The organism is Bacillus sp. UMB0728 (genome assembly GCF_002858875.1).
Taxonomy (GTDB): Bacteria; Bacillota; Bacilli; order Bacillales; family Cytobacillaceae; genus Bacillus_AB; species Bacillus_AB infantis.
Map to the genome: position 1 here is coordinate 1,013,652 of NZ_PKLA01000002.1, position 23,827 is coordinate 1,037,478.

Consider the following 23,827-nt stretch of genomic DNA (forward strand, 5'->3'; position numbering starts at 1 on the left):
CCAAACCCGCAGTTGGATTTGGCTTTTGCTGATTTTATTTGAAATAATCGGCTTCCAGCCGCTCCGCATTCTCGAGGGAGAGCTTCGCCCAATCAGAATCTTCCTCTAAGAGCCCGCTTTTCATTTTATCCAATGCAAGCTTAAGAGAAGCTTCATAGTCCGGGATGATTCCTTCATATGTCCTGACCATCTGCTTCGGAACATTTGTCTGCTCTCTGTATGCAAGCGCCCTCCGCTCATGAAACATCATGACATCTGTCTGCTTAGGATTATGAAGATCCCCCTGCATCGGATGCTTTTCGACAGCAAGCACCCTGACAAGATAATGCTGAGGCCGTATATCCGTAATTTCCCCAATATATTTCCCTGTTTTATATATAGCTGTCACCTGAGCTCCCACCTGGAATTCACTCAAAGCTGTCCCCTCCTTTATAGCTTTTGTTCCCATTATGCCCGAATTTTTTTGAAAAACAAAGTGCAAAGCAAGAGGAAATCCAGTAATCTATAAGAAAAGCGGAAGGGGCCAGCTCCTGCAGATGGACAGAGGAAAAGCGGGGGCCCCATGCCTATCAGCAATAATAGAGGAGGACTGAATCATGAAAAAGAATTTCATATACCTTTTCCTTGCAGCAGTGATGATGCTTTTGGCTGCGTGCGGAACAAGCACTGATCAAAACAGCGGTGCCGGCAAGGAAGGTGGAGGGGCATCAGAAGGAACCCAAGGTGAACAGACCGAACAGGCCGCAGAGGAGAAGAGTGCTGAGGGAGGCTATCCGCAGCTTACAGCGGAAGTTGGGGAAAATGAACGCCTCGTGGAAATGGAGACATCAATGGGGACTATTAAGATCAAGCTTTTCCCTGATCATGCTCCAAAGGCTGTAGAGAATTTCATCACCCATAGTGAAGAGGGCTATTATGACGGACTTATCTTCCACAGGGTCATCAATGACTTTATGATCCAGGGAGGAGATCCGGACGGGACAGGCATGGGCGGAGAAAGCATCTACGGGCAGCCATTTGAGGATGAGTTCTCAGATAAGCTGTATAACCTCCGCGGTGCTTTGTCCATGGCGAACAGCGGCGCAAACACGAACGGCAGCCAATTTTTCATCGTCCAAAAGACTACATCAGAAGCGGGCATGAAGGAACAGATGGAAAAAGCAGGATATCCAGAAGAAATCGTTGCAGCTTACGATAAGGGAGGGACCCCTTGGCTGGATTCCCGCCACACTGTCTTTGGCCAGGTGATCGAGGGAATGGAAATCGTCGATGAAATTGCAGCTGCCGAAACAGATGAATCTGACAGGCCGGTTGAAGACATAAAAATCAAGGAGATAAAGGTCATTAAGTAGCCGCTTGGACAGGACAGGCCCAGCTGATATAATAAGGCTGACCACTGCTTTTGGCAGAAAGGAAGAAAACAATGATCCAGGCTTATATTTTGTCTTTGTTCCTATATTTCCCGGAAGATAAATCGGAGTATATTCCGGCATCCATAACGTTTACAATATTCCTGATTGGAGCCATCATCGCCATGCGCCTGATCATCAGGGCTTCAAAACGCGAGGAAAAAAAGGCTAAAGAGCTGGAAAATCAAATCATGAAGCAGGATAGCCTGCAAAAAAAGAACAGCTGACCTGAGCTGTTCTTTTTTGTGCCATTTAATTTGAAAAAGCTAGTTTCAGCCGCTTCAGTCCTTCCTCGAGAGTTTCACGCGGGCAGGCAATATTCATCCGGACAAATCCTTCGCCGCCTGGTCCGTATTTCGTGCCAGGCTCAAGCGCAATCCTGCCTTTTTCAATGAGAAGGGCATTAAGCTCTTTATCCGGCAGTGAGAGATTCCGGCAGTCAAGCCACATCAGGTATGTCGCTTCAAGATCCATAACCTTGACTGAAGGAAGCTCCCTTTCTATGAAGCTCCGGGCGATTTCGTAATTTTCCTGCAGATATGATAAGAGCTGATCCAGCCAGTCACGTCCATGCCGATAAGCAGCCTCCAGGGCGGTGATGCCAAAAATGTTCAAAGTGAAAAAGCCCTGCTGTGCCTGGACAGCCTTGAATTTCTCGCGAAGCTGCTCATTGGGTATGATGACGGCTGACGATTGCAGCCCGGCAATATTGAAAGTCTTGCTCGGTGCAATGCATGTAATGGAAATATCCCGGAATTCTGTGGAAAGAGATGCAATCGGAATATGAATGTGCGGCGAAAACACCAGATCTGAATGGATTTCATCTGAGAGAATCAGGCACCCGTATTTTGCGCATAATTCCCCGATTTTCAATAGCTCATCTTTTGTCCAAACCCGGCCGCCGGGGTTATGGGGATTGCAGAGCAAGAAAAGCTTAATGCCCTTTTTCAGCTCTTCCTCGAATCGTTGGAAGTCGATTTCATAGCGCTGTTCCACTAGTTCAAGCGGAGAGTTGACGACCATGCGCCCATTTTTTTCAATCATCTCAAAGAAAGGCGTGTAAACAGGAGACTGGAGCATGATTTTATCTCCCGGACTTGTGACTGCCTGGATGGCAATGCTGATGGATGGGACCACTCCTGGGCTGTATAACACCCATGACCTGCCTATTTCCCAGCCGGATTGACTCTTCTGCCACAGCTGGACGGCTTCAGATGCAGAAGGGGGGACAAATGTGTAGCCGAAGACCTCGTGGCTGGCCCGTTTGCTTATTGCATTCTGTACTTCTTCAGGAGGTTCGAAGTCCATATCTGCCACCCACATAGGAAGCACATCCGAAGAACCAAATACATCTTTAGTCAGCTCCCACTTTACAGAAGCTGTTTCATATCTGTTGATTGCTTTATGAAAGTCATATTTTCTCATGATAACCTCCTGGATTGCAGTTCTCTGTCCTGATACTCTTATGATAAGATATGGTCAGGCAAAATTAAATCAAAAAGGTGGTTTTAAATGGAAGTCCAGGTTATGCACATGATGATGTACCAGGCTCTGGATCAATGGGATCCTTTCGGCTGCGGAGAAGGGAATTATGATACTGAGATAGCAGACGCAATCCACGCCGTCCATGATTTGGACAGCCCCGATAAACTCGCACGTAAAATCCAGGGCATATACGAATTTTCCTTCGAAAGCATCATCCCTTTGGAGCAGTGCAAAAAGATGGCTGAAACACTCCTTGTTATTAAAAACAGCGGGAGCTGCACTATATAAACCATATAAGTTGAAGAATGGCCGGCACCTGAAGGGTGTCCGGCCTGTTTTTATGGCTCTGTTAAAATTGAGCGGACCTTCCCGGACCTGAATGAATGGCAGGATGAAAAATAAGCGGAGAAATTCCCCCTATTTTCGAAAAAACGCTAAAAACAGCTCAAATAGACGGAGAAATTCCGGCTATCAACCCAAAAAACAGAAAAATGGGCAACCTCGCTCTGCTTAAGCGGAAAATTTCCGCTTATTTATCCTTACTCCTGCCATATTCAACAGCTTAACCGGAGAATCTCCGCTTATTTTAAGGCTTGCTGGTCACTACAGTATGGATAAGACTTCCTGTTTTATATATCTTTTAATCAAATTATAAAAGGGTGTATTTTTACTCCGATTACTGTCCAGCAGCTGTGACTTGCCCCACAAGGTCACAAGCCAAACAAGGCAAAGAACACGTTTACGGAAGGTTTGTCTTGAAGCCCAGGGGAAGCTGGTCATGCAGACGCTGCCACAACACGTGGCGTTCATTGGCCTGGGTTCCTTAAAGGTGACAAAGGCTTTATTATGATTTGGCGCAAATAAATGCCTTCATATGGCTGTATACTTCTTCCGGCCGTTCTTCCGGTACAAGATGGCCGGTGTCTTTGAGGACGATGAGCCTTGAGTTTGGCAGGTCGCTGTCCAGCCTTTTTCCGATGGTGAGCGGAACAACCCTGTCATGCTCGCCCCATATAAGGAGGCAGGGAGTGTCGATCTCTTTCAATGCCTTTTGATCCAAGTCGCCTTCTCTGTGCCTGATCATCCGGGTCAAAGCCTTGAAGATATCATCCTCCATAAAAGGAGCCAAATAGCCGTACATCATTTCATCAGTGATCATGCTATGGTCATGGACAACCTGCCTTAAATTCTGGCGCACGCCAGAGCGCTGCAGATACAGCTTTACATACAAATGGAAGTAGGGGAGGTAGCTCGACAGGATCAGCGGCATCTTTGATTTAGGCAAATAGCTTGAGCTGCAGAGAAGGATGGCTTTTTTTATGAGATCGGGATATTGGCGGGCCACATTGAGCGATATCTGCCCTCCCATTGAATGGCCTGCAATTGTGACTTGTCCGAGACCCAGCTTTTCAAGAAATTGCATGACTGTCTGGGCGGTATTTTTGTAGGAATAATTATACTGATCCGATTTTCCGCTTTTTCCGAACGGGGGCAGATCAATGGAGATTACATGAAAATCTTCCTGCAGAAAAGGAATCAGCCTCCTGAAGCTGAAGGAGGAGGAAAGAAAGCCGTGCAGGAGGACGATGGTCTCCTTTGAGGGGGCCTGTCCGTATTGTTCATAATAAATTGTATTCCCGTTCACTTCAATTTCATCTGTCTTAAAGGCTTGCATATTACCCTCACTCCTATGAAAGATGGTATTGCCTGGAAGGCTTTATTCAAAGATAAGAAAGTAAATATATTTTCAGCTTCATCTGTCCAGCTGCTGCATCTGCACCCTCGAGGCCAGAAGAAGCTGGTCATGCAGACGCTGGCACAGGACAGGGCGTTCATAGTCTGCGTTCCTTTTGAAGCAAGGCGCTCGCGCTTTACTGTTATATCATTCCCCTTTCATTGCCCTTCACACATCACTGGAAAAATTATTTTAGAAAAATAATAGAAAAGTGAGATTTATTATTCCGCTGATTTTGCTATAATGTAAATATTTTAAACGGGAATGGGAGGAAGGTCCATGAGACTGAGTGAGAAAGAGCTTGAAATTGTTGAAATACTGGAAAAAGACGCACGGACCCCGCTTGAGGATGTGGCGAAAATGGCCGCGATCTCTGTTGATGAGGCGGCAGCGCTGCTGGAAAAACTGGAGCAGTCCCGGGTGATTGTCCGATATACCTCTGCAGTGGACTGGGCCAGGATTGACGGCCATGAGGGCGTAACCGCTATGATTGATGTAAAGGTGACCCCCAAAAGGGGAGTCGGCTTTAACGAGGTCGCACAGCGGATATACCGGTATAAGGAGGTAAGCTCAGTTTACCTGATGTCCGGGGCCTACGACCTGTCTGTCATTGTGGAAGGGCGTTCCATGAATGAGGTTGCCCGGTTTGTATCAGAGAAGCTTTCGACCCTGGATTCAGTGCTGTCAACCACCACTCATTTTATTCTGAAAAAGTATAAGCATGATGGAACAATTTTTGACCAGGCAGACGAAGATAAAAGAATTGTGGTATCGCCGTGATGAAAACGAAAACTTATATATCCGCTAAGGTCGATCAGCTTAAGCCTTCAGGCATCAGGCGTTTCTTCGATCTGGCGGCAGGTATGGAAGGCGTCATTTCCCTTGGTGTAGGCGAGCCGGATTTCGTGACCCCCTGGTCAGTCAGGGAGGCAGCGATCCTGTCGCTGGAGCAGGGGTATACCTCCTACACTGCGAATGCCGGCCTGCTTGAACTAAGGCAGGAAATTGCCTCTTACATGGGGAAAAGCTTCGGCGTCCAATATGAACCAGAATCTGAAATCATCGTCACAGTAGGGGCAAGCCAGGCAATCGATATCGCTTTAAGAGCCATCTTGGATCAAGGGGACGAAGTAATTGTGATCGAGCCTTGCTTCGTATCTTATGCTCCGCTTGTAAGCCTGGCGGGCGGGACTCCTGTTTCTGTCCAGACAAGAAAGGAGGACGATTTCAAAATCCTCCCTTCCCAGCTGGAACAGGCGATAACGCAGCGGACAAAAGCGATTCTTCTATGCTCTCCCAATAATCCTACCGGAACGATGCTGTCGGGCAAAGAACTGGAGGCCATAGCGGCTGTTGCTGAAAAGCATGATCTGCTCGTCCTGTCAGATGAAATCTATGCAGAGCTCGTCTATGATGAGGAATATACAAGCTTTGCCAGCATCAGCGGGATGAAGGAAAGGACTTTATTGATTTCAGGATTTTCGAAAGGCTTTGCCATGACGGGCTGGAGGCTTGGGTTTATTTGTGCGCCGAAGGAGATATCCCAGGCTATGCTGAAAATTCACCAGTACAGTATGATGTGTGCTCCGACCATGGCGCAGTTTGCCGCTCTGGAAGCGCTGAGGACAGGCAGGGGCGATGTGGAAAGCATGCAAAAAAGCTACCGGCGCCGCCGCAATTATTTTGTTCAGTCCCTCGAGGATGTCGGGCTGCCGTGCCATATTCCCGGCGGTGCTTTCTATGCCTTTCCTTCCATTGAAGGAACAGGATTAACTTCTGAGCAGTTTGCGGAACAGCTTCTGCTGGAGGAAAAGGTAGCCGTCGTTCCAGGGAATGTCTTTGGGGAGAGCGGGGAAGGGCATATCCGCTGTTCTTATGCATCATCCATGGAACAGCTGCAGGAAGCCGTAAAAAGAATCGGCCGATTCCTTGAAAACAGAAAATAAAAAAAGGGATACCCATCAGGATATCCACTTCAAAAAGGGGGGGAATACTAGAAAGCTTATGTTTTAAGCTTTTCCGGATTCCCCCTTTTGTATACATAGAAACTCAGAAAATATTTTAATTAAGATCTCAATTAAGTTTATCTCGCTGCCTGGATCGCATCCATCATCCTCAAAAAATTTTCTTTTCCCATTTTCTTCGCATTTTTTAAAATCATTTTTGCATCGTGTATGCCTGTTTCTAAAAGGAGCTGCTCCAGTTCAGGATCCAGTCCTGTCTGGCAAGCTGTGAAACCATGCTCCAACAGCTCGGATGCCGGCACGTCCAGGATCGTTGAGATTTTTAAGATGGTCTGGGTGTCAGGCTGCTGGCAGCCGTTTTCGTATTTTTCGATAGTGCTTGTGCCTATTCTAAGCTTTACAGCCAATTCCTGCTGAGTCAGATTCAACCTTTCTCTATTCTGCTTAATAGCAAGACCGATTGCGGACATTTGCACCCACCCTTTCACAGAATGATCTTACACACTTATTTTACTGCGGAATCAGATAGATGAAATTTGAGATCCTTGTATTTTTTGTTACAGTTCGATAAATGTTATTAATAACAGCTTTAAGAAAAGGAGATGCGCCACTCAAGAGGGAGCAACCGTAATTGAGTGCTCTTAAGCCAGACTTCTGATAACTCCTGAAGTGCCAGTACCTGATGGCATATACAATGGTCATTTTCTCCAAAAGGATTGCTTTGATAAAAAGGATGATGTATGATATAATTTTTAATTGCGTATAATCGACGAAAATAAATAGGTATTAGGAGTGTTCATATGTCAGAGAAAATCGAAGTAGGCAGCGTATTAACAGGAAAGGTTACTGGAATCCAGCCTTACGGCGCATTCGTTGCTCTTGATGAAAATACACAAGGTTTGGTTCACATTTCTGAAATTACTCACGGGTATGTAAAGGATGTTAACGAGCACCTGAAGGTTGGAGATGAAGTAAACGTAAAGGTTCTTTCAGTGGATGAAGCTGCAGGAAAGATCGGTTTATCTATCCGGGCAACTGAAGAAGCACCAGCTGAAGCTGCTGATGCAAAAGCAAGAAAGCCTCGCAAACCACGCCAGGCTGCAGCGATTCAGTACAATGATTCTGATTCTTCCCAGGGTTTCAACACGCTCAAGGATAAGCTTCAAGAGTGGATTGACCAGTCACAGCGCTAATCTGTTATACGAGAGAAGGCCGGGCATTTATGCCCGGCCTTCTCTCGTATAATCAAGCATGATTTCCGGGATGGACTAGGCCGTGTTTTTTAATCCGGTATTGCAGGTTCTGCCTGCTCATGCCAAGAATTTTTGCGGTCCTGGTGATATTGCCGTCCTGTTCGCGCCACACCTTGTTTATATAAGCTTTTTCAGCAGAAGCCACATAGTCAGATAGACTGGGCTGCGGCCCGGCCGGTTCTCCCAAGTTTCTTCCTGGGGAAGAATGAGAGGTCTCGGCTTTTTGCCTGAAATGATGGGGCAGGATTTCCGATGTTATCCTGGCATCATCCTCAGCCATGTTCATGGCCCCTTCAATCACATGCTCAAGCTCGCGGATATTACCCGGCCAATCGTACCGGAGAAACTGCTCTTCTGTCTCTTCATCCAGCCCAGGGACTTCCATGCCGAACCAGTCGTTATATTTCTGGATGAAAAAGGAGGAAAGCAGCAGAATATCCTCTTTCCGCTCCCTAAGCGGGGGGATAAAGAGGGAGACTGCGCTGAGCCTGTAATACAAATCCTTCCGGAGGCGCCCTTCTGCAATGGCATCGACAGGGTCTTCATTAATGGCGGCCACAACCCTTACATCTATCTCCCGATCTTTCGTGTCCCCGATCCTTCTGACTTTTTTCTCCTGCAGTACGCGCAGAAGCTTTGCCTGCAGGGGAGCGGGCATCGAATTGATTTCATCCAGAAGCAATGTCCCTCCTTCTGCCTGTTCAAAAAGTCCCGGACGATCCACCGCTCCTGTGAAGGCGCCTTTTTTTGTGCCAAAAAGGATGCTTTCAACCAGATTTTCCGGGAGGGCTGCGCAGTTTTGGGCAACAAACGGACCTGGTGAGCGCAGACTTCCGCTGTGTATACTCTGGGCGAATAATTCCTTCCCTGTTCCTGTCTCTCCGGCAATCAGGATAGGAGAGGTGGTCCTGACCGCCCTTTTTGCCGCTTCCACGACTTCAAGGATTGCTTTGCTGCTTCCTATGATGCTTTCAAATGTATAGCGGTCACTATTTTTCCTGGATAGGTTTTCTTTTACCAGCCTCTCGATCCGGCTGACATCCTTTGCGATTTCGATGGCTCCTAATGACTTGCCGGCTGCCAGGATGGGAATGGCATGATTAATGGCGGTTATCTCTTTTCCTTTGCTGTTAAAATAAGTCTGTTTGGCGGGCTGTGTCCCTTTCCCGTTCTGCAGCGCCAGCAAAAGTGTGCTGTCTTCCCGGCGGCTGAAGGGGAACACCTCAAGAAGGCTTCGTCCGATCACTGATTCCGGATCCATTCCTTCTATTTCAGCCATCTTGCGGTTATAGATGATGGTCCTGCCTTCATGGTCAATGGCATGGATTCCGGCATCCACATGTTCAAGGATCTGCTCAAGGATGATTTCTGTTAAATGGTGCTGTTCATTCTTCATATTGTTTGCAGCTCCCTTGTATTGTCTTTTTTTATTGTAAGGCTTTCCTGTCTTATGGAGCAAATAATTTTTGCGTTATTTACTTTCAATTGGATTACAGAGCAAAGGAATTTTGCTTTTGAGATAGGAAGGCCAGGATCTATCCTTTATTGGAAGCTGGCATATAACTTGCATATACAATAAGTGATTTCAGATGGATTTTTTCAGAAGAATCAGGCATCTTTTCTTTAAAGGGCGGGCTATTAACGTTACAATGAAAAAGACAATTTCTAAGTGTGAATGGAGGAAACATTATATGGCAAACAGCAGCCAGTTAATTCAGCAGACAGAAAAGTTTGGGGCAAATAATTATCATCCTCTTCCGATCGTCATCTCAGAAGCTGAGGGAGTCTGGGTGAAAAATCCTGAAGGTGAGCGGTATATGGATATGCTCAGCGCCTACTCGGCAGTCAATCAGGGTCACCGCCACCCTAAGATCATACAGGCTTTGAAGGATCAGGCCGACAGGGTCACCCTGACTTCCCGCGCTTTCCATAACGATCAGCTGGGTCCATGGTATGAAAAGGTCAGCAGGCTGACAGGCAAGGAAATGGTACTGCCGATGAACACCGGCGCCGAAGCGGTCGAAACAGCTGTGAAGGCGGCGCGCCGCTGGGCATATGACCGTAAAGGGGTGGCCGGGGACCAGGCAGAAATCATTGCCTGTATCGGGAACTTCCACGGCAGGACGATGACAGCCGTCTCTCTATCTTCTGAAGAAGAGTATAAGAGGGGCTTTGGTCCGATGCTGCCTGGCATCAAGCTTATTCCATATGGGGATCTGGAAGCATTGAAGAATGCTATCACTGAACGGACAGCAGCCTTCCTGATTGAACCCATCCAAGGGGAAGCCGGGATCGTCATCCCTGAAGACGGTTTCCTGAAGCAGGCTTCCGATCTGTGCCGCGCAAACAATGTTCTGTTCATCGCGGATGAAATCCAGGCTGGCCTGGCCCGTTCAGGTAAAATGTTCGCCTGTGAATGGGAGGGTGTTGAGCCGGACATGTATATTCTCGGCAAGGCGCTTGGAGGCGGTGTATTCCCGATTTCATGTGTGGCTGCCGATGAGGATGTTCTTGGCGTGTTCAATCCTGGCTCGCATGGTTCAACCTTTGGAGGCAATCCGATGGCCTGTGCAGTGTCAGTAGCCGCGCTGGATGTTCTGGTAGATGAAAATCTGGCGGAAAGATCCCGGAAGCTCGGGGATTATTTTATGTCCAAGCTTAAAGAAATCGAGAACCCGGTCATTAAAGAAGTGAGGGGCAGGGGCCTGTTTATCGGTGTAGAGCTGACGGAGCCTGCACGCAAATATTGCGAAGCCTTGAAAGAAGAGGGGCTGCTCTGCAAAGAGACACATGATACGGTCATCCGTTTTGCGCCGCCGCTGGTAATCAGTGAAGAAGATCTTGATTGGGCAATTGAAAAAATCAAAAAAGTATTGAGCTAAAAACACAAAAACTCCCCCGGCAGCCGGGGGAGTTTTTCCATTAGAATCCTCAATGTATCCGGCGCCAGCCGAATTATGAACGATTTGTTTCAGGAGCACGTTCTACTTCTTCGCTTGGCTTGAATAAAAGGCCGAGGTTGATAAGACCTGCGATACCTACTAGTCCATACACAATGCGGGCAAGAGCAGAGTCTTGTCCGCCGAAAATTGCTGCAACAAGATCAAATTGGAAGAAGCCGACTAAACCCCAGTTGATAGCACCAATGATCGTTAAAACCAGTGCAATGCGTTGAATGGCACTCATGTTGTTTCCTCCTTTTGTTATTCTTTCTTTACTAATGTGATACAGTCATCCAGTAATTATTCATGCTCTAATGACTTTGTTTTTAGTGTTCCCAAGCTCTATATCAAAAAACGTACTTTTTGCATTACTAGGGCAAATAACAGATAATAATAACGAAGAAAAGGAGGATGCTTTCATGCAAAACTTTACATTTTCAAATCCGACAAAATTGATCTTCGGCAAAGATACGCTGAAGGAGCTGCAAAATGAGATTCCCCAATATGGAAAGAACGTACTGCTGGTATATGGGGGAGGAAGCATTAAACGAAGCGGCCTTTATGATAAAGTATTGGCTGAGCTGAAGGATATCGGTGCAGAAGTGTCCGAGCTTTCGGGAGTTGAACCGAATCCAAGGCTTTCAACGGTCCATAAAGGAGTGGAAATCTGCAAGGAAAAAGGCATTGATTTCATCCTTGCTGTCGGCGGCGGAAGTGTGATCGACTGCACAAAGGCAATCGCGGCAGGGGCCAAATATGATGGAGATGCCTGGGATCTTGTCACTAAAAAGGCCTTCGCAAGTGAGGCGCTTCCTTTTGGGACTGTACTGACCCTTGCGGCAACCGGTTCAGAAATGAACGCTGGTTCTGTAATCACTAACTGGGAAACAAATGAAAAATATGGATGGGGAAGCCCCGTCACTTTTCCTAAGTTCTCTATTCTGGATCCGGTCAACACATTCACAGTTCCAAGAGACCAGACGATTTACGGCATTGTGGACATGATGTCACATGTGTTTGAGCATTATTTTCATCTGGAAGAAAACACATTGCTGCAGGACCGCATGTGTGAAGGACTCCTGCTGACAGTAATGGAAACAGCGCCTAAGCTCCTCGAAGATCTCGAGAATTATGAACACAGAGCAACCATCCTCTACAACGGAACAATGGCTCTCAATGGCATGCTGTCAATGGGCTACCGGGGAGACTGGGCAACCCATAATATAGAGCACGCGGTTTCAGCTGTTTATGATATCCCGCATGGCGGAGGCCTTGCCATCTTGTTCCCGAACTGGATGAAGCATAACTTGAGCGTGAAGCCTTCCAGATTCAAGCAGCTGGCAGTCCGTGTCTTCGGTGTAGATCCTGAAGGAAAGACAGATGAAGAAGCAGGACTTGAAGGCATTGAAAAGCTGAGGGAATTCTGGAACAGCATCGGTGCTCCATCACGCCTGGCAGATTATGATATAGATGAAAGCGGCGTTGAAACGATGGCTGACAAAGCTATGGCCAACGGCGAGTTCGGAAACTTCAAAAAACTGAACCGAGAAGATGTCGTGAGTATCTATAAAGCCTCTTTATAAAATTCAAACCTGGTGCCTGGCACCGGGTTTTATTTTAGCTGAAAAACATCAGTTCCTGCTCCACTTTTTCCAGTTGGTTCCTGTGTAAAAAAAAACCGAAATTGGACACGCTTACATTATGACTAGTTTCTTGATTACTGTCACACCTTTCGTTAAAGTGAAAGAGAATAAAAATAATTGGAGGATCATTCATGACACATGTTCGTTTTGATTACTCAAAAGCACTAAGTTTCTTTGGTGAACACGAGATTACATATTTAAGGGATGCCGTTAAGGTTGCCCACCATTCCCTGCATGAAAAAACCGGGGCAGGGAGCGACTATCTTGGCTGGATCGATCTGCCTGCTGACTATGATAAAGAAGAATTTGCCCGCATCCAGAAAGCGGCTGAAAAAATCAAGAGCGACTCTGATGTGCTGCTCGTCATAGGCATCGGAGGCTCATATCTGGGTGCCCGTGCAGCCATAGAAATGCTGCAGCACAGCTTTTATAATGAACTTCCAAAGGAAAAGCGGACCACTCCGCAGGTGCTCTTCGTTGGAAATAATATCAGTTCAACTTACATGAAGGACGTTATGGACCTGCTCGATGGAAAAGACTTTTCAGTCAATGTTATTTCCAAGTCAGGAACGACGACAGAGCCGGCGATTGCCTTCCGTATTTTCCGCAGTCTGCTTGAAGAAAAGTATGGAAAAGAAGAAGCGCGCAAACGCATCTATGCTACAACAGATAAAGCGAGAGGCGCACTCAAAACATTGGCTAACGAAGAAGGCTATGAATCCTTCATCATCCCTGATGATGTCGGCGGCCGCTATTCAGTACTGACAGCAGTCGGCCTTCTGCCGATTGCGGCAAGCGGGGCGGATATCCAGGCTATGATGGAAGGCGCTGCAAAGGCCCGTGAGGAATACAGCAACTCTGAAGTCGAAGAGAATGCTGCCTACCAGTATGCAGCTGTCCGCAATGCGCTTTACAATAAAGGAAAGACTATTGAAATGCTGATTAACTATGAGCCGGGGCTTCAGTATTTTGCGGAATGGTGGAAGCAGCTGTTTGGCGAGAGTGAAGGGAAAGACCAGAAAGGGATCTTCCCGGCATCAGCTAACTTCTCTACAGATCTGCATTCCCTTGGACAGTACGTGCAGGAAGGGCGCAGAGATATCTTTGAAACGATCATCAAGGTGGAAAAACCGCGCCACGAGCTGACAATTGAAGAAGCTGACAGCGATCTGGACGGCCTGAACTACCTTGCCGGCAAGACCGTAGACTTTGTTAACAACAAAGCCTTTGAAGGAACAATGCTTGCTCACACAGATGGCGGGGTTCCCAACCTGATCGTTACCATTCCTGAAATGGATGCCTATACATTCGGATATCTCGCTTACTTCTTTGAAAAGGCGTGCGCTATGAGCGGTTACCTTCTGGGGGTCAATCCTTTTGACCAGCCTGGAGTAGAGGCTTATAAAGTCAATATGTTCGCGCTGCTTGGAAAGCCGGGCTTCGAGGAGAAAAAAGCAGAGCTTGAAAAAAGGCTTAAATAGAGACAAAAACGAGAGTGCTGAAAATGTTCAGCACTCTTTTTTATTTTATTCACTGGCTGACTTCCTCAATAAGCCCTTCCTGCGAGAAAATATGATAGATAAAACCAGACCGGGGATACTAAAAAAAAGAAAAGAGGTGCTGGAAAATGATTGAATTACCATCCCGGGTGGAAGGGAAACACTTTGATCTGTATAAGCTTGAGCAGCTGCTTAAGCCGGCTGGCTATACGGTTGGAGGCGGCTGGGAGTATGACCATGGTGCTTTTGATTATAAAATAGACGATGAAGTGGGCTATCAATTCCTGCGCGTACCTTTCAGATCAATTGATGGCCAGCTTGATTCAAGAGGATGCACTGTGGAAATTGAGCGGCCATTCCTTCTCTCCCATAAATATCAGCGCGGGCTGGATGATCATGCTTATACATGGAACCATACCGCTTCTTTTAACCAATTCTCAGAGCCGGTGGACAAAGACGCCAGTTTCCCGGACAAATACGTGGATATCGGCCGCTCGCTTGTCCAGGAGCTGGAGTCGCTTTTGCTGGACGGCTGAACTAAATCAGGCAATGACGATCAGCTCGTCATCTGAATCAATGCTGAAAGGGTGGGGAGGATTCACAAAAGTTTCCTCTCCTCTTTTTATACCAAAAAGAAGCATGCCATCCTTCAGCAGCAGCGCACTTAAATCAGTAAAGGTCACTTCGTATTCAAATTCCTTGGCCGGCATGAGCCTCAGTCTTCTGCCGTTCAGGTGACCAAGCAGATCCAGGAAAGAAGTGACCATTTCCTGTGCTGAAATGCTGTGGATCATAACGGAGCTGGTCAGGATATTCGTCTGGATGATTTCATCCGCTCCTGCCCTTCTTGCGTTCGCAACCTGTTCAGATGTGAGGATTTCGACAATGCATGGAACGCCGGGATTCAATCCTTTTACGGCAAGGAGCGACAGAATTGAATTCATATCGGCCTGAAGTTCATCCCTGTTCTGGTCGGCTGTAATGATTACTTTGTTTGCTTTCCGGATATTTGCTTTCAGGAGCACCTGATCCTGATTTGACCGTCCCTGTATGAAATGAACTTCCCCCGGGGATGGATTGGATCGGAGCGTCTCATCAATAAGTGCAATAGAAACCCCTTTATGCTCCTCCGCCAATGCCGTGATAAGTTCTCTTGAACGTTCATTCCAGCCGATAATGATTAGATGTTGTTCTCCTTTAAAATTCACTTTGCCCTCCAAATAATCATTTTGTCTTGTTACAGCAGCTGCAGCCAGAGTTACAAAATAGGTTGATAAAAAGCCTGCTCCGGTAAGAATTAAAATAATGCCAGTTACTTTCCCTGGTATGGTATGCGGCACATAATCCCCATAACCCACTGTGGAAGCTGTGATGACTGCCCACCATACCCCGTCAAACACCGTAGGAAAATTATGCGGCTCCAGGATGGAAATGATAAACCCGAAAGTCAGAATCACCATTAGTGCAATGAGAAGTATCCGTATAGCGAGCGGGAGCCTTATGAAGCTGGAATAAATGAAATGCGGCATGCTGTTCACTCCTTCTAAATGCAGACACCTACCAGTATGAACAAAGTCCCTTTTTCCAAAACATAATAAAAGGAATAGAACTTATACTCTCAATTGTATTTACCAATGATTCTCTCTGTTATAAACCCACATGCATATAGAAAAATATTTTATTGCGGGCAAGGAATTACAGAAGAAATGGAGAAATAAATAGGGTGCTGGGATTCTCAGGGAAAGGGGAAATGGAGGATTATACATATCAGATATGCGGAGCTTATGCTTTATTTTCGCACAAACCTTAAAAGGGAGCTTACTTTAAAAGAAAAAATCTTTTTACAGGAGATATCCCGGAAAGAGGTTGAAAAAAAGAAGTCATATTACATATAGCAGAAGAGAGCCCGGCAGCAGCCGGGCTTTTATTTCATTAAGCACATTGTCACAGGAGTGATTCGGCTCCGTCAATATATACCTCCGTGCCGGTAATATGGCTGGACAAATCGGATGCAAGGAAATGAACCAGGTCGGCAACCTGTTCGGCAGATCCGGGATGGTCCTCGAGGGGCATGCTTCCCTCCGGAAATTCAACTGGTATTTTTACTTTTTTCAGATTTTCTTCTTCTGGAAAAGTATTTTCGCCTATATTCGTCCTGATGGCTCCCGGGCAAATCAAGTTGACGCGTATGCGGTATCCTGCCAATTCAAGGGCAGCCATTTTTCCAAAGCTGACCTGCCCCCCTTTGGAGGTGCTGTATGCTGACATCCCAAAATTGCGGAAGGTTCTGTTGCCGTTGATAGAGCTGGTGATGATGATGCTCCCGCCCTCTTCCTTGAGAAGGGGCACCGCATATTTCACTGTCAGGAAGGTTCCTTTCAGGTTTGTTGAAATGGTCGTATCCCATTCTTCAGGAGTCAGATCTTCAATAGGGGCAACAACACCATTTATTCCTGCATTCGCAAAAACTATATCAAGGCGTCCCCATTTACTGGATACCTTCTGAAAAGCCTCCTCCACCTGCAATGGAACAGAAACATCTGTTTCAATGATCATGGCTTCTCCGCCTGCTGACTCTATTTGATCTTTGACTTCTTTTGCAAACTCTTCCTTAACATCGACAAGAGCAATTTTAGCCCCTTCTTCAGCAAGCCTGATGCTGGCAGCCTTTCCGATTCCAGAGCTTGCCCCGGTGATTAAAGCGACCTTCCCATTCAGCGCTGATCGGCCCATCCGTACATGACCTCCTTTTTCCAGTCATTTTCCCCCAGTCTGCTGGATAAGAAACCACAAATTGCAGCTGCTGGCGAAATAAGCAGAAAAAATGTATCCTTGTTGGAGAGAATAAAAAGCATTCATGGAGGTGCCGTAATGGTTCGTTTCGGTGTAGTTGGAACAAATTGGATAACAGAGAGGTTCCTTGATGCAGCAGATAAAGTGCAGGATTTTGCGCTTACGGCTGTTTATTCACGGACAGAAGAAAAAGCAAGGGAATTTGCAGATAAATATGGTGTGAAACATACATATACGTCCTTAGAGGAAATGGCGGCAAGCAGTGAGATTGACGCTGTCTACATTGCCAGCCCCAATTCACTTCATGCGGAACAATCAATTCTGATGATGGAACATGGAAAGCATGTGCTCTGCGAAAAACCTGCAGCCAGCAATGCGGCTGAATTAAAGCTCATGATTGAAGCGTCACAGAGGAATAAGGTGGTACTGATGGAGGCGCTGAAATCCACTTTGATGCCGAACTTTAAAGCCGTCCGGGAGAATTTGGGAAAAATCGGACCGGTCAGAAGGTATTTTGCATCATATTGCCAATATTCCTCGCGATATGACGCATACAAGGAAGGGAGGATCCTGAATGCCTTCAAACCTGAGTTTTCCAACGGTGCATTGATGGATATAGGCATTTACTGCATCTATCCGCTGGTGGTCCTATTCGGCAAGCCGGATGAGGTGAAGGCGCAGGGTATTATGCTTGATTCAGGAGTTGATGGGGAAGGAAGCATGGTATTGAAGTATAAAGAAATGGATGCTGTCATCATGTATTCAAAAATCACTGACTCCCAGCTTCCTGCAGAAATTCAGGGAGAGAACGGAAATATTGTAATAGATAAAATCCATACGCCGGAAAAGGCTGAAATCCGCTATCGCGGCGGCAGTTCAGAATCAATTACAAGAGAGCAGAAGGAAGCCTCGATGTACTATGAAGCAGAAGAATTCGTCGGGCTTGTCAAAAGCGGAAAGCTGGAATCGGCAACGAACACATTGTCCAACTCCCTTGCTGTCATAGAAATTCTTGATTCTGTGAGAAGCCAGCTTGGCATCGTCTACCCTGCAGACAAGAACTGAATGGAAATGGCCATTGCATCAGGATCACTATACGATACAGGGGGGCAAATTTTTGGCAAAGGAACTGAGGAAGGAAGCAGAGAACTTTATTGCTTTATGCCATAGAGAGCTGAATAAAAGCAGCAGCGAAACAGAACAGCGCCTCATTGAAATCCTTGAGGAGATAGATCGTACAGGCAGTTATCATCACACCTATGAAGAGCTTGAGTATGGTGCAAAAACGGCCTGGAGGAACAGCAACCGATGCATCGGCAGGCTCTTTTGGGACAGCCTTAAAGTGTTCGATGAAAGGGAGCTTGAGACTGAAGACGAAATTGGCCAAGCTTTGATGAGGCATATCAGCTATGCTACGAACGGCGGCAAGGTAAGGTCCGCCATCACTGTATTCCGTCAGGAGGAAAAAAACAAAAGAGTAAGGATTCTTAACCACCAGCTGATCAGGTATGCCGGCTATGATACCGGTGATAAGATTATAGGCGACCCAGCCTCCGTCAAACTGACGAACTTGTGCCGTGAATTGGGATGGGAAGGGAAATACGGGCAGTTTGACCCACTGCCTCTTCTTGTCCAGATAGATGGGCGGAAGCCGGCGCTATTTGATGTATCTGCTGAAGATATTCTTGAAGTGCCGCTTGAGCATCCTGAGTTTGAGTGGTTCAGCGATCTGCAATTAAAGTGGTATGCTGTTCCGTTCATATCGGATATGTGCCTTGAAATCGGCGGAATCCGGTATACGGCTGCACCCTTTAATGGCTGGTATATGGGGACAGAAATCGGCGCCCGGAATCTTGCAGACGATTTCAGGTATAATCTGGTCCCGGAAATAGCGGACAGGATGGGGCTTGATACTAAGAGAAACGCCTCCTTGTGGAAGGACCGTGCGCTGGTTGAGCTGAATACAGCTGTTCTTCATTCCTATAAAAAGAAGGGGGTCAGCATTGTTGACCACCATACAGCCGCACAGCAGTTCAGGCTGTTTGAAGAAAAAGAATCAGCATGCGGCAGGCCGGTAACTGGTGAATGGACCTGGCTGATTCCGCCCATTTCTCCGGCAGCTACACATATTTTTCACAGCAGCTATAAAAATGAAATCAAAACGCCAAATTTCTTTTACCAGAAAACTGATTTCCAGTTATAGTTATTTATTCTGAAAACACTATTTTTTAGGGATTCCTTTATTTCTCTACTATAATAAATTAAATTATTATTGTTGTGGAAATAAAGGGGGATGCCATATGAAAAATTTACTGATCATTATTCTGGGTTCTGCGATTGTAGGCTTTGCTTATAATCTATTCCTGATCCCCCATGAAATCCTGAGCAGCGGTCTGAGCGGGGTGGCAATCATGCTCGGCATCATTACACCCTTCAATACTGGCCTCCTCAACTTTCTGTTGAATCTGCCTTTGCTGATCCTTGGTGTCATTAAGCTTGGGAAACGGTTTATTTTCTATACAATCGTTTCTGTGCTGACGCTTTCCGTCAGTCTTTACTTAATACCAGTCAACGCAATCTCTTCTGAGCCTATATTGTCATCCGTGTTCGGCGGGGTATTGACGGGTGCGGGAATCGGGCTTGTGTTCAAGGCTTCAGGCTCCTCAGGGGGATTTGATATCATTGCTATGCTTTTGACGAGGAAAAAAGATTTCCCGCTTGGCGCCATTCTTTCATTGATGAATGCAATCGTGGTTTTGGCTTCAGGCTTCATCTTCAGCTGGGATGCTGCATTGAATACAATGGTAGCCATCTATGCCACAGGCAAGGTGGTTGATACTATTCATACGAAGCATATTAAGCTGACAGTGATGATCGTAACAGCCAAAGGCGAAGAAATGAAAGCAAAGCTTCTCTCAAGCATCTACAGGGGAATTACGGTTATCAATGGAGAGGGCGGCTATACAGGGGAAGGCAGGAAGATCCTCATGACAGTCATAACCCGCTATCAGCTGACTGAGGTCAAGAGCATGATTGATGAGGTTGATCCGCAGGCCTTTGTCAATATTACAGAAACGACCGAAGTTCTGGGCTCTTTCCATAGAACCTGAGGATTTGTACAAAAATAAAGACCCTTGGCCAATTGCTGCAATTGGTCAAGGGTCATGTTTTATCTGCTGTATTTAAATATTCGGCCATCCTCATTTGTCCTTTAGTAAATCTTCCTCTGTAAAATCCGCCTCTTTCACTGCAAAGTAATTCAAGCCTGCTGCGGCAGTAAAGGCTGCTGCCAAAATAGCAATCGTTGAGATCATGCTAATCTCTCCCATCATTTTTATTGTGTTATGGGCATTATTCCCGTTTTGCGGTGCCTTAAACACGTTAATGGTCATGGTATATTTTGCCTGCATAACATAATGGAATGAAAATTAGTATTTCAAAAACTATATTTATTATGCTGATAAAACAAAAAAACCAAAATCCTCTTGGATTTTGGTTTTTGAATGTATGGAGCATAGCGGGCTCGAACCGCTGACCTCTACGCTGCCAGCGTAGCGCTCTCCCAGCTGAGCTAATGCCCCGTGTTCGGTACAAGAAAAATTATATCCGTATTTGATCAAATATGCAAGAGGAAATTCTAATTTTTCTTTTTAAAAATAAAATCTTAAGTTTTCTGCCAGTGAACCTAAAAGTATACCATAATATTAGAGAGCAAGGCCGCATAAAGTAGGAAAAGAAAAGTATGCGTACCGCTATTTTTATTCAAAAATTAGTTTATTCAACTATCTATATTGGAATATTTATATAGATAGTAATTGAAGAGGGGATACATATGGAAGAAATGTTCTATTTGGTGATAAAGAATGATGTCATTATGAAGCTGGGGTTCGCAGCCTTAGCGGGTCTTGTCATCGGTTTAGAGAGGGAGCTGAAAGGGAAGCCGCTTGGGCTTAAGACCTGCCTGATTGTTTCGGTGATGGCATGCCTGCTGACCATCGTGTCTTACGAATCAGCTTTCCTGTATTCAAAGGAATATTCAAGGCCGATGGACCCGGGGCGGATTCCTTCTTATGTAATAAGCGGAATAGGATTCCTTGGAGCGGGCGTGATTCTGCGCAGGGGCAACGAAGCTATTTCCGGGCTGACAACAGCCGCTCTTGTGCTGGCTTCAGCGGGAATTGGCATTACCATTGGTGCAGGGTTCTATATAGAAGCGCTGCTGGGAGTCATTTTTATCATTATTGGAGTTAAAATCATTCCTGCTTTATTTGAACGGATAGGACCAAAAAAACTGAAGGAAAAGGAAATCAGGGTAAAGCTGTATATTGAGAAATGTACGGACCTGACAACCCTGATGAAGGAAATAAAAAGCAAGAAATTAGGAATCAAGCGGGTCCGTGTCAAAGAGGAAGCAGATGATATATTGATCAATTGTGTGATAACTACAACGAGGAGCATGTATACGACCGATGTTTACTATACGATGAAATCGTTGATAGGTGTGATTGCTGCAGAGGTTGAGAGCGGGGAATAGAACAAAGAAGTGCCTGCCCCATCTTGGGCTGGGCGCTTTATTATTTAGATTTGAAACTTGCAAGCGAAAAAAGATGGCCATGTAAAAACCGGTAAGTGTAATATTATAGCTAAACTGGAGTTTTCTTAGAAGGAGATGCAATGACTTGCCCAAGATGAACCCTTATGCAGCATTAGCAATTGGTGTGGTGTCTGTTTCCACATCTGCCATTCTGGTTAAGTTCTCAGCTGCACCATCAGGAGTGATAGCTTTTTATCGTTTATTCTTTTCTGTTTTGCTGATGCTGCCTCTCGTATTATTTAAATATGGGCCAGAGCTCAAACAGATTGGCCGGCGGGATTGGATGTATTCGGCCATAGCCGGGATATTCCTTGCCTTTCATTTTATCCTCTGGTTTGAATCTCTCCGCTATACTTCAGTGGCAAGCTCAACTGTCCTTGTTACCTTGCAGCCGCTGTTCGCTTTTGCCGGGACCTACTTATTTTTCAAAGAAAGGTTTACTGTGAAAGCAATATTGAGCGGAGTGATCGCTATTGGAGGAAGTGTACTTATCAGCTGGGGGGACTTCAGGGTCAGCGGAACTGCATTGTTTGGAGATCTTTTGGCCCTTGCTGCCTGTGCACTGGTTACAGCTTACCTGATGTTTGGGCAGACAGTGCGAAAAAGGCTGTCTCTTATTACTTATACATTCACCGTGTACAGTATAAGTGCCTTAACCCTTTTGATCTACGTAATCGCTGTTGGTGAGCCTCTTGGGCCTTACCCCGCAAGCGACTGGGTCTACTTTATTCTCCTTGCGGTTATTCCCACCCTGCTCGGCCATACGCTTTTCAATTGGTCCCTGAAATGGCTCAGCACCTCCACGATTTCTATGGCTATCCTCTTTGAGCCGGTGGGTGCTGCTGTCCTGGCATATTTTTTGCTCGGGGAGTTAGTGGCCTGGTATCAGGCTGCTGGAGGAATGATTGTCATCGGGGGGATCATGCTGTTCCTTGCAGATGGCAGAATGATGAAGAGGAAAGCAAAGAAGGCAGAAGCAAGCGGAAATCACCCAAGCCATTAGGTAATGAAGCTTTTATTGTATATGCTGAGTGTTATTGAGAGGAGGGTGATTGGTATGGCAGGGATTGATGCGGCCTTTGCTTCAGAATTCCCCATTATAGAGACTGAAAGGCTTCTGCTCAGGAAGCCTGAGGCGGATGATATTCCCAAGCTGTACAGCATATTTTCTGATCCTGGAGCAACCAGGTTTTATGATGTAGAGCCCTTTAGGTCCGTCAGTGAAGCAGAAGATCTTCTCGAAAGTCTTTTGTGGAGATACAGTATGGAGATGCAGATCAGGTGGGCTATCTGCTGGAAAGAAGACAAAACCCTCCAGGGAACCTGCGGATTCCATTCAGTTGAAAAGCTTCATAATAAGGCGGAAATCGGTTATGAGCTCCACCCGGACACCTGGGGCAAAGGCGTTATGTCAGAAGCCTTGGATGCGATTATCCGCTATGGCTTCATCTGCATGGACCTGAACAGGATAGAGGCGGTCTACCTTCCGGAGAACGCTGCTTCAAAAAAGCTTCTTGAAAAAAAGGGTTTCAAAATAGAAGGAATACTAAGGAAGCGGTTTGTTCACAGAGGAATATACAAAGATGCTGTCATTTCTGCGCTGCTGCAGGAGGAGTACACTAGAGACAGATTTGAGAAATAAAACTTAAAGAATGAGGAGAAGCAGATACAGGCTGTGATGCCTTTATCCTCCGTTCATTCTGCTCGTACGCCCCTTCTTGCTTTTTAGAGCAAAGGTAAGGGGAATTCATGCAAAGCTGAAAAGTGGCCATCCTCAGCAGGATGGCCACTTTTAATTGGTATTAAATAAAAGCAAAAGTAAGCCCGGAGAAAATAAAACCGGATACCGTGGTGAAAATAAAAGTGCCTCCGTAGACTTTTTCTTCCGAGTCTGCAATTTTAATTCCTTCGAAATAGGAAAATGCCAACAAGAATACAGCCATGATAAATGATAAGTAGAGTGCGGCGGTTTGAAGCATAAATCTCACCTTTCGAATATGTTAATATATTATATGGACTGGCTTTGAATGTATGACCCATTCATATAAGTTTCTTTTTTTTCGTGTTGATTGCAGGAATACGGGGCGACAGCTGGGGCTTTTTTGAGAAGCCCAGCCTGATTGAGATAGGGGGACACATCAGAGCAGTGTTTCAACCATTCCTTAATCTGAAAAAATTAACGGACAAAAAATGAAATTAAATTAAAAAATTATATTGCAATTGTAATTTCACCATGATATATTATTACTTGTCCTCACGAGGAAGAAACGAAAACATCCAATTCAAGTTTTGATAAACAAAAAAAGATGTTGACTTCTTCGGTCGAAGATGTTATATTGATAAAGTCGCTTCTGAGCGACGGAGATTGTCCTTTGAAAACTGAACGAACAAAAACGTCAACGTTAATCTTAATTTTTTTATCAGAGCTAAATCTTACTCTTATATGGAGAGTTTGATCCTGGCTCAGGACGAACGCTGGCGGCGTGCCTAATACATGCAAGTCGAGCGGA

General features: G+C 45.8%; 25 protein-coding genes, 1 tRNA gene and 1 rRNA gene. 18 read left to right on the plus strand and 9 right to left on the minus strand.

Going from position 1 to position 23,827, the window contains the following annotated elements; genetic code table 11:
• Positions 1 to 34: 34 nt before the first annotated feature.
• Entirely contained in the window at positions 35 to 415 is a 381-nt protein-coding gene (locus CYJ37_RS10625) for a kinase-associated lipoprotein B (RefSeq protein WP_022544326.1), read from the minus strand.
• Between the two features lie 181 nt (positions 416 to 596).
• Here CYJ37_RS10625 and CYJ37_RS10630 point away from each other — a divergent pair, with 181 nt between their 5' ends.
• Both CYJ37_RS10630 and CYJ37_RS10635 read left to right on the plus strand, forming a co-directional pair.
• Entirely contained in the window at positions 597 to 1,352 is a 756-nt protein-coding gene (locus CYJ37_RS10630; protein ID WP_101549598.1) for a peptidylprolyl isomerase, read from the plus strand.
• A gap of 71 nt (positions 1,353 to 1,423) precedes the next feature.
• A complete protein-coding gene (locus tag CYJ37_RS10635) occupies positions 1,424 to 1,636 on the plus strand; it encodes a hypothetical protein (RefSeq protein WP_009795413.1) in 213 nt (70 codons plus the stop codon).
• A 25-nt stretch (positions 1,637 to 1,661) separates the two neighbouring features.
• Here CYJ37_RS10635 and CYJ37_RS10640 read toward each other — a convergent pair whose 3' ends face one another.
• On the minus strand, positions 1,662 to 2,834 hold the full coding sequence (locus CYJ37_RS10640; protein ID WP_101549599.1) for a MalY/PatB family protein: 1,173 nt from the start codon (positions 2,832 to 2,834) through the stop codon (positions 1,662 to 1,664).
• 87 nt (positions 2,835 to 2,921) lie between these two features.
• Between CYJ37_RS10640 and CYJ37_RS10645 the strand changes: the two genes are divergently transcribed.
• Positions 2,922 to 3,182, plus strand: coding sequence for a YugE family protein (locus CYJ37_RS10645; protein ID WP_101549600.1), 261 nt, complete (start codon positions 2,922 to 2,924; stop codon positions 3,180 to 3,182).
• Positions 3,183 to 3,738: 556 nt separating this feature from the next.
• On the opposite strand, the gene CYJ37_RS10650 is transcribed toward CYJ37_RS10645, so the two are convergent.
• On the minus strand, positions 3,739 to 4,569 hold the full coding sequence (locus tag CYJ37_RS10650) for an alpha/beta fold hydrolase (protein WP_009795410.1): 831 nt from the start codon (positions 4,567 to 4,569) through the stop codon (positions 3,739 to 3,741).
• A gap of 339 nt (positions 4,570 to 4,908) precedes the next feature.
• Here CYJ37_RS10650 and CYJ37_RS10660 point away from each other — a divergent pair, with 339 nt between their 5' ends.
• Positions 4,909 to 5,409: an Lrp/AsnC family transcriptional regulator gene (locus CYJ37_RS10660; RefSeq protein ID WP_022544325.1), complete on the plus strand. Its 501-nt coding sequence runs from the start codon at positions 4,909 to 4,911 to the stop codon at positions 5,407 to 5,409.
• Positions 5,406 to 6,575, plus strand: coding sequence for an aminotransferase (locus CYJ37_RS10665; protein WP_094769478.1), 1,170 nt, complete (start codon positions 5,406 to 5,408; stop codon positions 6,573 to 6,575). Before CYJ37_RS10660 ends, CYJ37_RS10665 begins: the two co-directional genes overlap by 4 nt.
• 137 nt (positions 6,576 to 6,712) lie before the next feature.
• Here CYJ37_RS10665 and CYJ37_RS10670 read toward each other — a convergent pair whose 3' ends face one another.
• Positions 6,713 to 7,063, minus strand: coding sequence for a helix-turn-helix domain-containing protein (locus CYJ37_RS10670; RefSeq protein ID WP_009795406.1), 351 nt, complete (start codon positions 7,061 to 7,063; stop codon positions 6,713 to 6,715).
• Positions 7,064 to 7,393: 330 nt separating this feature from the next.
• Between CYJ37_RS10670 and yugI the strand changes: the two genes are divergently transcribed.
• A complete protein-coding gene (gene yugI, locus CYJ37_RS10675) occupies positions 7,394 to 7,786 on the plus strand; it encodes a S1 domain-containing post-transcriptional regulator GSP13 (RefSeq protein ID WP_009795405.1) in 393 nt (130 codons plus the stop codon).
• 52 nt (positions 7,787 to 7,838) lie between these two features.
• Here the strand turns inward: yugI and CYJ37_RS10680 are convergent, their stop codons facing one another.
• A complete protein-coding gene (locus tag CYJ37_RS10680; RefSeq protein WP_170939581.1) occupies positions 7,839 to 9,242 on the minus strand; it encodes a sigma-54 interaction domain-containing protein in 1,404 nt (467 codons plus the stop codon).
• Between the two features lie 295 nt (positions 9,243 to 9,537).
• On the opposite strand from CYJ37_RS10680, the gene CYJ37_RS10685 reads away from it, so the two are divergent.
• The gene (locus tag CYJ37_RS10685) at positions 9,538 to 10,728 is read left to right on the plus strand and encodes an ornithine--oxo-acid transaminase (protein ID WP_009795403.1); all 1,191 of its coding nucleotides are present in this window, start codon (positions 9,538 to 9,540) and stop codon (positions 10,726 to 10,728) included.
• A gap of 73 nt (positions 10,729 to 10,801) precedes the next feature.
• Here CYJ37_RS10685 and CYJ37_RS10690 read toward each other — a convergent pair whose 3' ends face one another.
• A complete protein-coding gene (locus CYJ37_RS10690) occupies positions 10,802 to 11,032 on the minus strand; it encodes a DUF378 domain-containing protein (RefSeq protein WP_009795402.1) in 231 nt (76 codons plus the stop codon).
• A 175-nt stretch (positions 11,033 to 11,207) separates the two neighbouring features.
• On the opposite strand from CYJ37_RS10690, the gene CYJ37_RS10695 reads away from it, so the two are divergent.
• The 4 genes from CYJ37_RS10695 to CYJ37_RS10705 all read left to right on the plus strand — a co-directional run bounded on the left by CYJ37_RS10695 (position 11,208) and on the right by CYJ37_RS10705 (position 14,466).
• A complete protein-coding gene (locus CYJ37_RS10695) occupies positions 11,208 to 12,371 on the plus strand; it encodes an iron-containing alcohol dehydrogenase (RefSeq protein WP_094769481.1) in 1,164 nt (387 codons plus the stop codon).
• A 191-nt stretch (positions 12,372 to 12,562) separates the two neighbouring features.
• Positions 12,563 to 13,912 (plus strand): glucose-6-phosphate isomerase, encoded by a 1,350-nt coding sequence (locus tag CYJ37_RS10700; RefSeq protein WP_101549603.1) that lies wholly within the window; start codon positions 12,563 to 12,565, stop codon positions 13,910 to 13,912.
• Complete coding sequence (locus CYJ37_RS27145; RefSeq protein ID WP_009795398.1) at positions 13,893 to 14,066, plus strand: hypothetical protein; 174 nt, start codon at positions 13,893 to 13,895, stop codon at positions 14,064 to 14,066. The genes CYJ37_RS10700 and CYJ37_RS27145 overlap by 20 nt, the downstream gene beginning before the upstream one ends.
• Positions 14,059 to 14,466 (plus strand): YugN-like family protein, encoded by a 408-nt coding sequence (locus tag CYJ37_RS10705; protein WP_009795397.1) that lies wholly within the window; start codon positions 14,059 to 14,061, stop codon positions 14,464 to 14,466. The genes CYJ37_RS27145 and CYJ37_RS10705 overlap by 8 nt, the downstream gene beginning before the upstream one ends.
• A 6-nt stretch (positions 14,467 to 14,472) precedes the next feature.
• Here the strand turns inward: CYJ37_RS10705 and CYJ37_RS10710 are convergent, their stop codons facing one another.
• Together CYJ37_RS10710 and CYJ37_RS10715 are read right to left on the minus strand one after the other, a co-directional pair.
• Entirely contained in the window at positions 14,473 to 15,459 is a 987-nt protein-coding gene (locus tag CYJ37_RS10710; protein ID WP_101549605.1) for a potassium channel family protein, read from the minus strand.
• Positions 15,460 to 15,874: 415 nt separating this feature from the next.
• A complete protein-coding gene (locus CYJ37_RS10715) occupies positions 15,875 to 16,663 on the minus strand; it encodes an SDR family oxidoreductase (protein WP_101549607.1) in 789 nt (262 codons plus the stop codon).
• A gap of 138 nt (positions 16,664 to 16,801) precedes the next feature.
• Between CYJ37_RS10715 and CYJ37_RS10720 the strand changes: the two genes are divergently transcribed.
• The 3 genes from CYJ37_RS10720 to CYJ37_RS10730 all read left to right on the plus strand — a co-directional run bounded on the left by CYJ37_RS10720 (position 16,802) and on the right by CYJ37_RS10730 (position 19,833).
• Positions 16,802 to 17,788 carry a Gfo/Idh/MocA family protein gene (locus CYJ37_RS10720; protein ID WP_101549609.1) on the plus strand — a complete coding sequence of 329 codons (987 nt, stop codon included), beginning with the start codon at positions 16,802 to 16,804 and terminating at the stop codon, positions 17,786 to 17,788.
• A 52-nt stretch (positions 17,789 to 17,840) separates the two neighbouring features.
• The gene (locus CYJ37_RS10725; protein WP_165352701.1) at positions 17,841 to 18,926 is read left to right on the plus strand and encodes a nitric oxide synthase oxygenase; all 1,086 of its coding nucleotides are present in this window, start codon (positions 17,841 to 17,843) and stop codon (positions 18,924 to 18,926) included.
• A 97-nt stretch (positions 18,927 to 19,023) separates the two neighbouring features.
• Positions 19,024 to 19,833, plus strand: a complete 810-nt coding sequence (locus tag CYJ37_RS10730; protein WP_009795391.1) for a YitT family protein — start codon at positions 19,024 to 19,026, stop codon at positions 19,831 to 19,833.
• Positions 19,834 to 20,231: 398 nt separating this feature from the next.
• Here the strand turns inward: CYJ37_RS10730 and CYJ37_RS10740 are convergent.
• A tRNA-Ala gene (locus CYJ37_RS10740) sits at positions 20,232 to 20,304 on the minus strand.
• A 251-nt stretch (positions 20,305 to 20,555) separates the two neighbouring features.
• Here CYJ37_RS10740 and CYJ37_RS10745 point away from each other — a divergent pair.
• The 4 genes from CYJ37_RS10745 to CYJ37_RS10760 all read left to right on the plus strand — a co-directional run.
• Complete coding sequence (locus CYJ37_RS10745) at positions 20,556 to 21,257, plus strand: MgtC/SapB family protein (RefSeq protein WP_009795389.1); 702 nt, start codon at positions 20,556 to 20,558, stop codon at positions 21,255 to 21,257.
• Between the two features lie 154 nt (positions 21,258 to 21,411).
• Positions 21,412 to 22,320, plus strand: coding sequence for a DMT family transporter (locus CYJ37_RS10750; RefSeq protein WP_009795388.1), 909 nt, complete (start codon positions 21,412 to 21,414; stop codon positions 22,318 to 22,320).
• 54 nt (positions 22,321 to 22,374) lie between these two features.
• Complete coding sequence (locus CYJ37_RS10755; RefSeq protein WP_022544319.1) at positions 22,375 to 22,959, plus strand: GNAT family N-acetyltransferase; 585 nt, start codon at positions 22,375 to 22,377, stop codon at positions 22,957 to 22,959.
• Positions 22,960 to 23,757: 798 nt separating this feature from the next.
• Positions 23,758 to 23,827: ribosomal RNA gene (locus CYJ37_RS10760) — 16S ribosomal RNA — on the plus strand; the annotation flags it as partial.

Excerpts from the sequence above, each read along its gene's own strand:
- CYJ37_RS10710 (WP_101549605.1), bottom strand. The coding sequence starts at position 15,459 with ATGCCGCATTTCATTTATTCCAGCTTCATAAGGCTCCCGCTCGCTATA.
- CYJ37_RS10695 (WP_094769481.1), top strand. The coding sequence starts at position 11,208 with ATGCAAAACTTTACATTTTCAAATCCGACAAAATTGATCTTCGGCAAA.
- CYJ37_RS10745 (WP_009795389.1), top strand. The coding sequence starts at position 20,556 with ATGGAAGAAATGTTCTATTTGGTGATAAAGAATGATGTCATTATGAAG.
- yugI (WP_009795405.1), top strand. The coding sequence starts at position 7,394 with ATGTCAGAGAAAATCGAAGTAGGCAGCGTATTAACAGGAAAGGTTACT.
- CYJ37_RS10750 (WP_009795388.1), top strand. The coding sequence starts at position 21,412 with ATGAACCCTTATGCAGCATTAGCAATTGGTGTGGTGTCTGTTTCCACA.
- CYJ37_RS10715 (WP_101549607.1), bottom strand. The coding sequence starts at position 16,663 with ATGGGCCGATCAGCGCTGAATGGGAAGGTCGCTTTAATCACCGGGGCA.
- CYJ37_RS10680 (WP_170939581.1), bottom strand. The coding sequence starts at position 9,242 with ATGAAGAATGAACAGCACCATTTAACAGAAATCATCCTTGAGCAGATC.
- CYJ37_RS10755 (WP_022544319.1), top strand. The coding sequence starts at position 22,375 with ATGGCAGGGATTGATGCGGCCTTTGCTTCAGAATTCCCCATTATAGAG.
- CYJ37_RS10705 (WP_009795397.1), top strand. The coding sequence starts at position 14,059 with ATGATTGAATTACCATCCCGGGTGGAAGGGAAACACTTTGATCTGTAT.
- CYJ37_RS10700 (WP_101549603.1), top strand. The coding sequence starts at position 12,563 with ATGACACATGTTCGTTTTGATTACTCAAAAGCACTAAGTTTCTTTGGT.
- CYJ37_RS10635 (WP_009795413.1), top strand. The coding sequence starts at position 1,424 with ATGATCCAGGCTTATATTTTGTCTTTGTTCCTATATTTCCCGGAAGAT.
- CYJ37_RS10640 (WP_101549599.1), bottom strand. The coding sequence starts at position 2,834 with ATGAGAAAATATGACTTTCATAAAGCAATCAACAGATATGAAACAGCT.
- CYJ37_RS10650 (WP_009795410.1), bottom strand. The coding sequence starts at position 4,569 with ATGCAAGCCTTTAAGACAGATGAAATTGAAGTGAACGGGAATACAATT.
- CYJ37_RS10690 (WP_009795402.1), bottom strand. The coding sequence starts at position 11,032 with ATGAGTGCCATTCAACGCATTGCACTGGTTTTAACGATCATTGGTGCT.
- CYJ37_RS10630 (WP_101549598.1), top strand. The coding sequence starts at position 597 with ATGAAAAAGAATTTCATATACCTTTTCCTTGCAGCAGTGATGATGCTT.
- CYJ37_RS10670 (WP_009795406.1), bottom strand. The coding sequence starts at position 7,063 with ATGTCCGCAATCGGTCTTGCTATTAAGCAGAATAGAGAAAGGTTGAAT.
- CYJ37_RS10685 (WP_009795403.1), top strand. The coding sequence starts at position 9,538 with ATGGCAAACAGCAGCCAGTTAATTCAGCAGACAGAAAAGTTTGGGGCA.
- CYJ37_RS10645 (WP_101549600.1), top strand. The coding sequence starts at position 2,922 with ATGGAAGTCCAGGTTATGCACATGATGATGTACCAGGCTCTGGATCAA.
- CYJ37_RS10730 (WP_009795391.1), top strand. The coding sequence starts at position 19,024 with ATGAAAAATTTACTGATCATTATTCTGGGTTCTGCGATTGTAGGCTTT.
- CYJ37_RS10660 (WP_022544325.1), top strand. The coding sequence starts at position 4,909 with ATGAGACTGAGTGAGAAAGAGCTTGAAATTGTTGAAATACTGGAAAAA.
- CYJ37_RS10720 (WP_101549609.1), top strand. The coding sequence starts at position 16,802 with ATGGTTCGTTTCGGTGTAGTTGGAACAAATTGGATAACAGAGAGGTTC.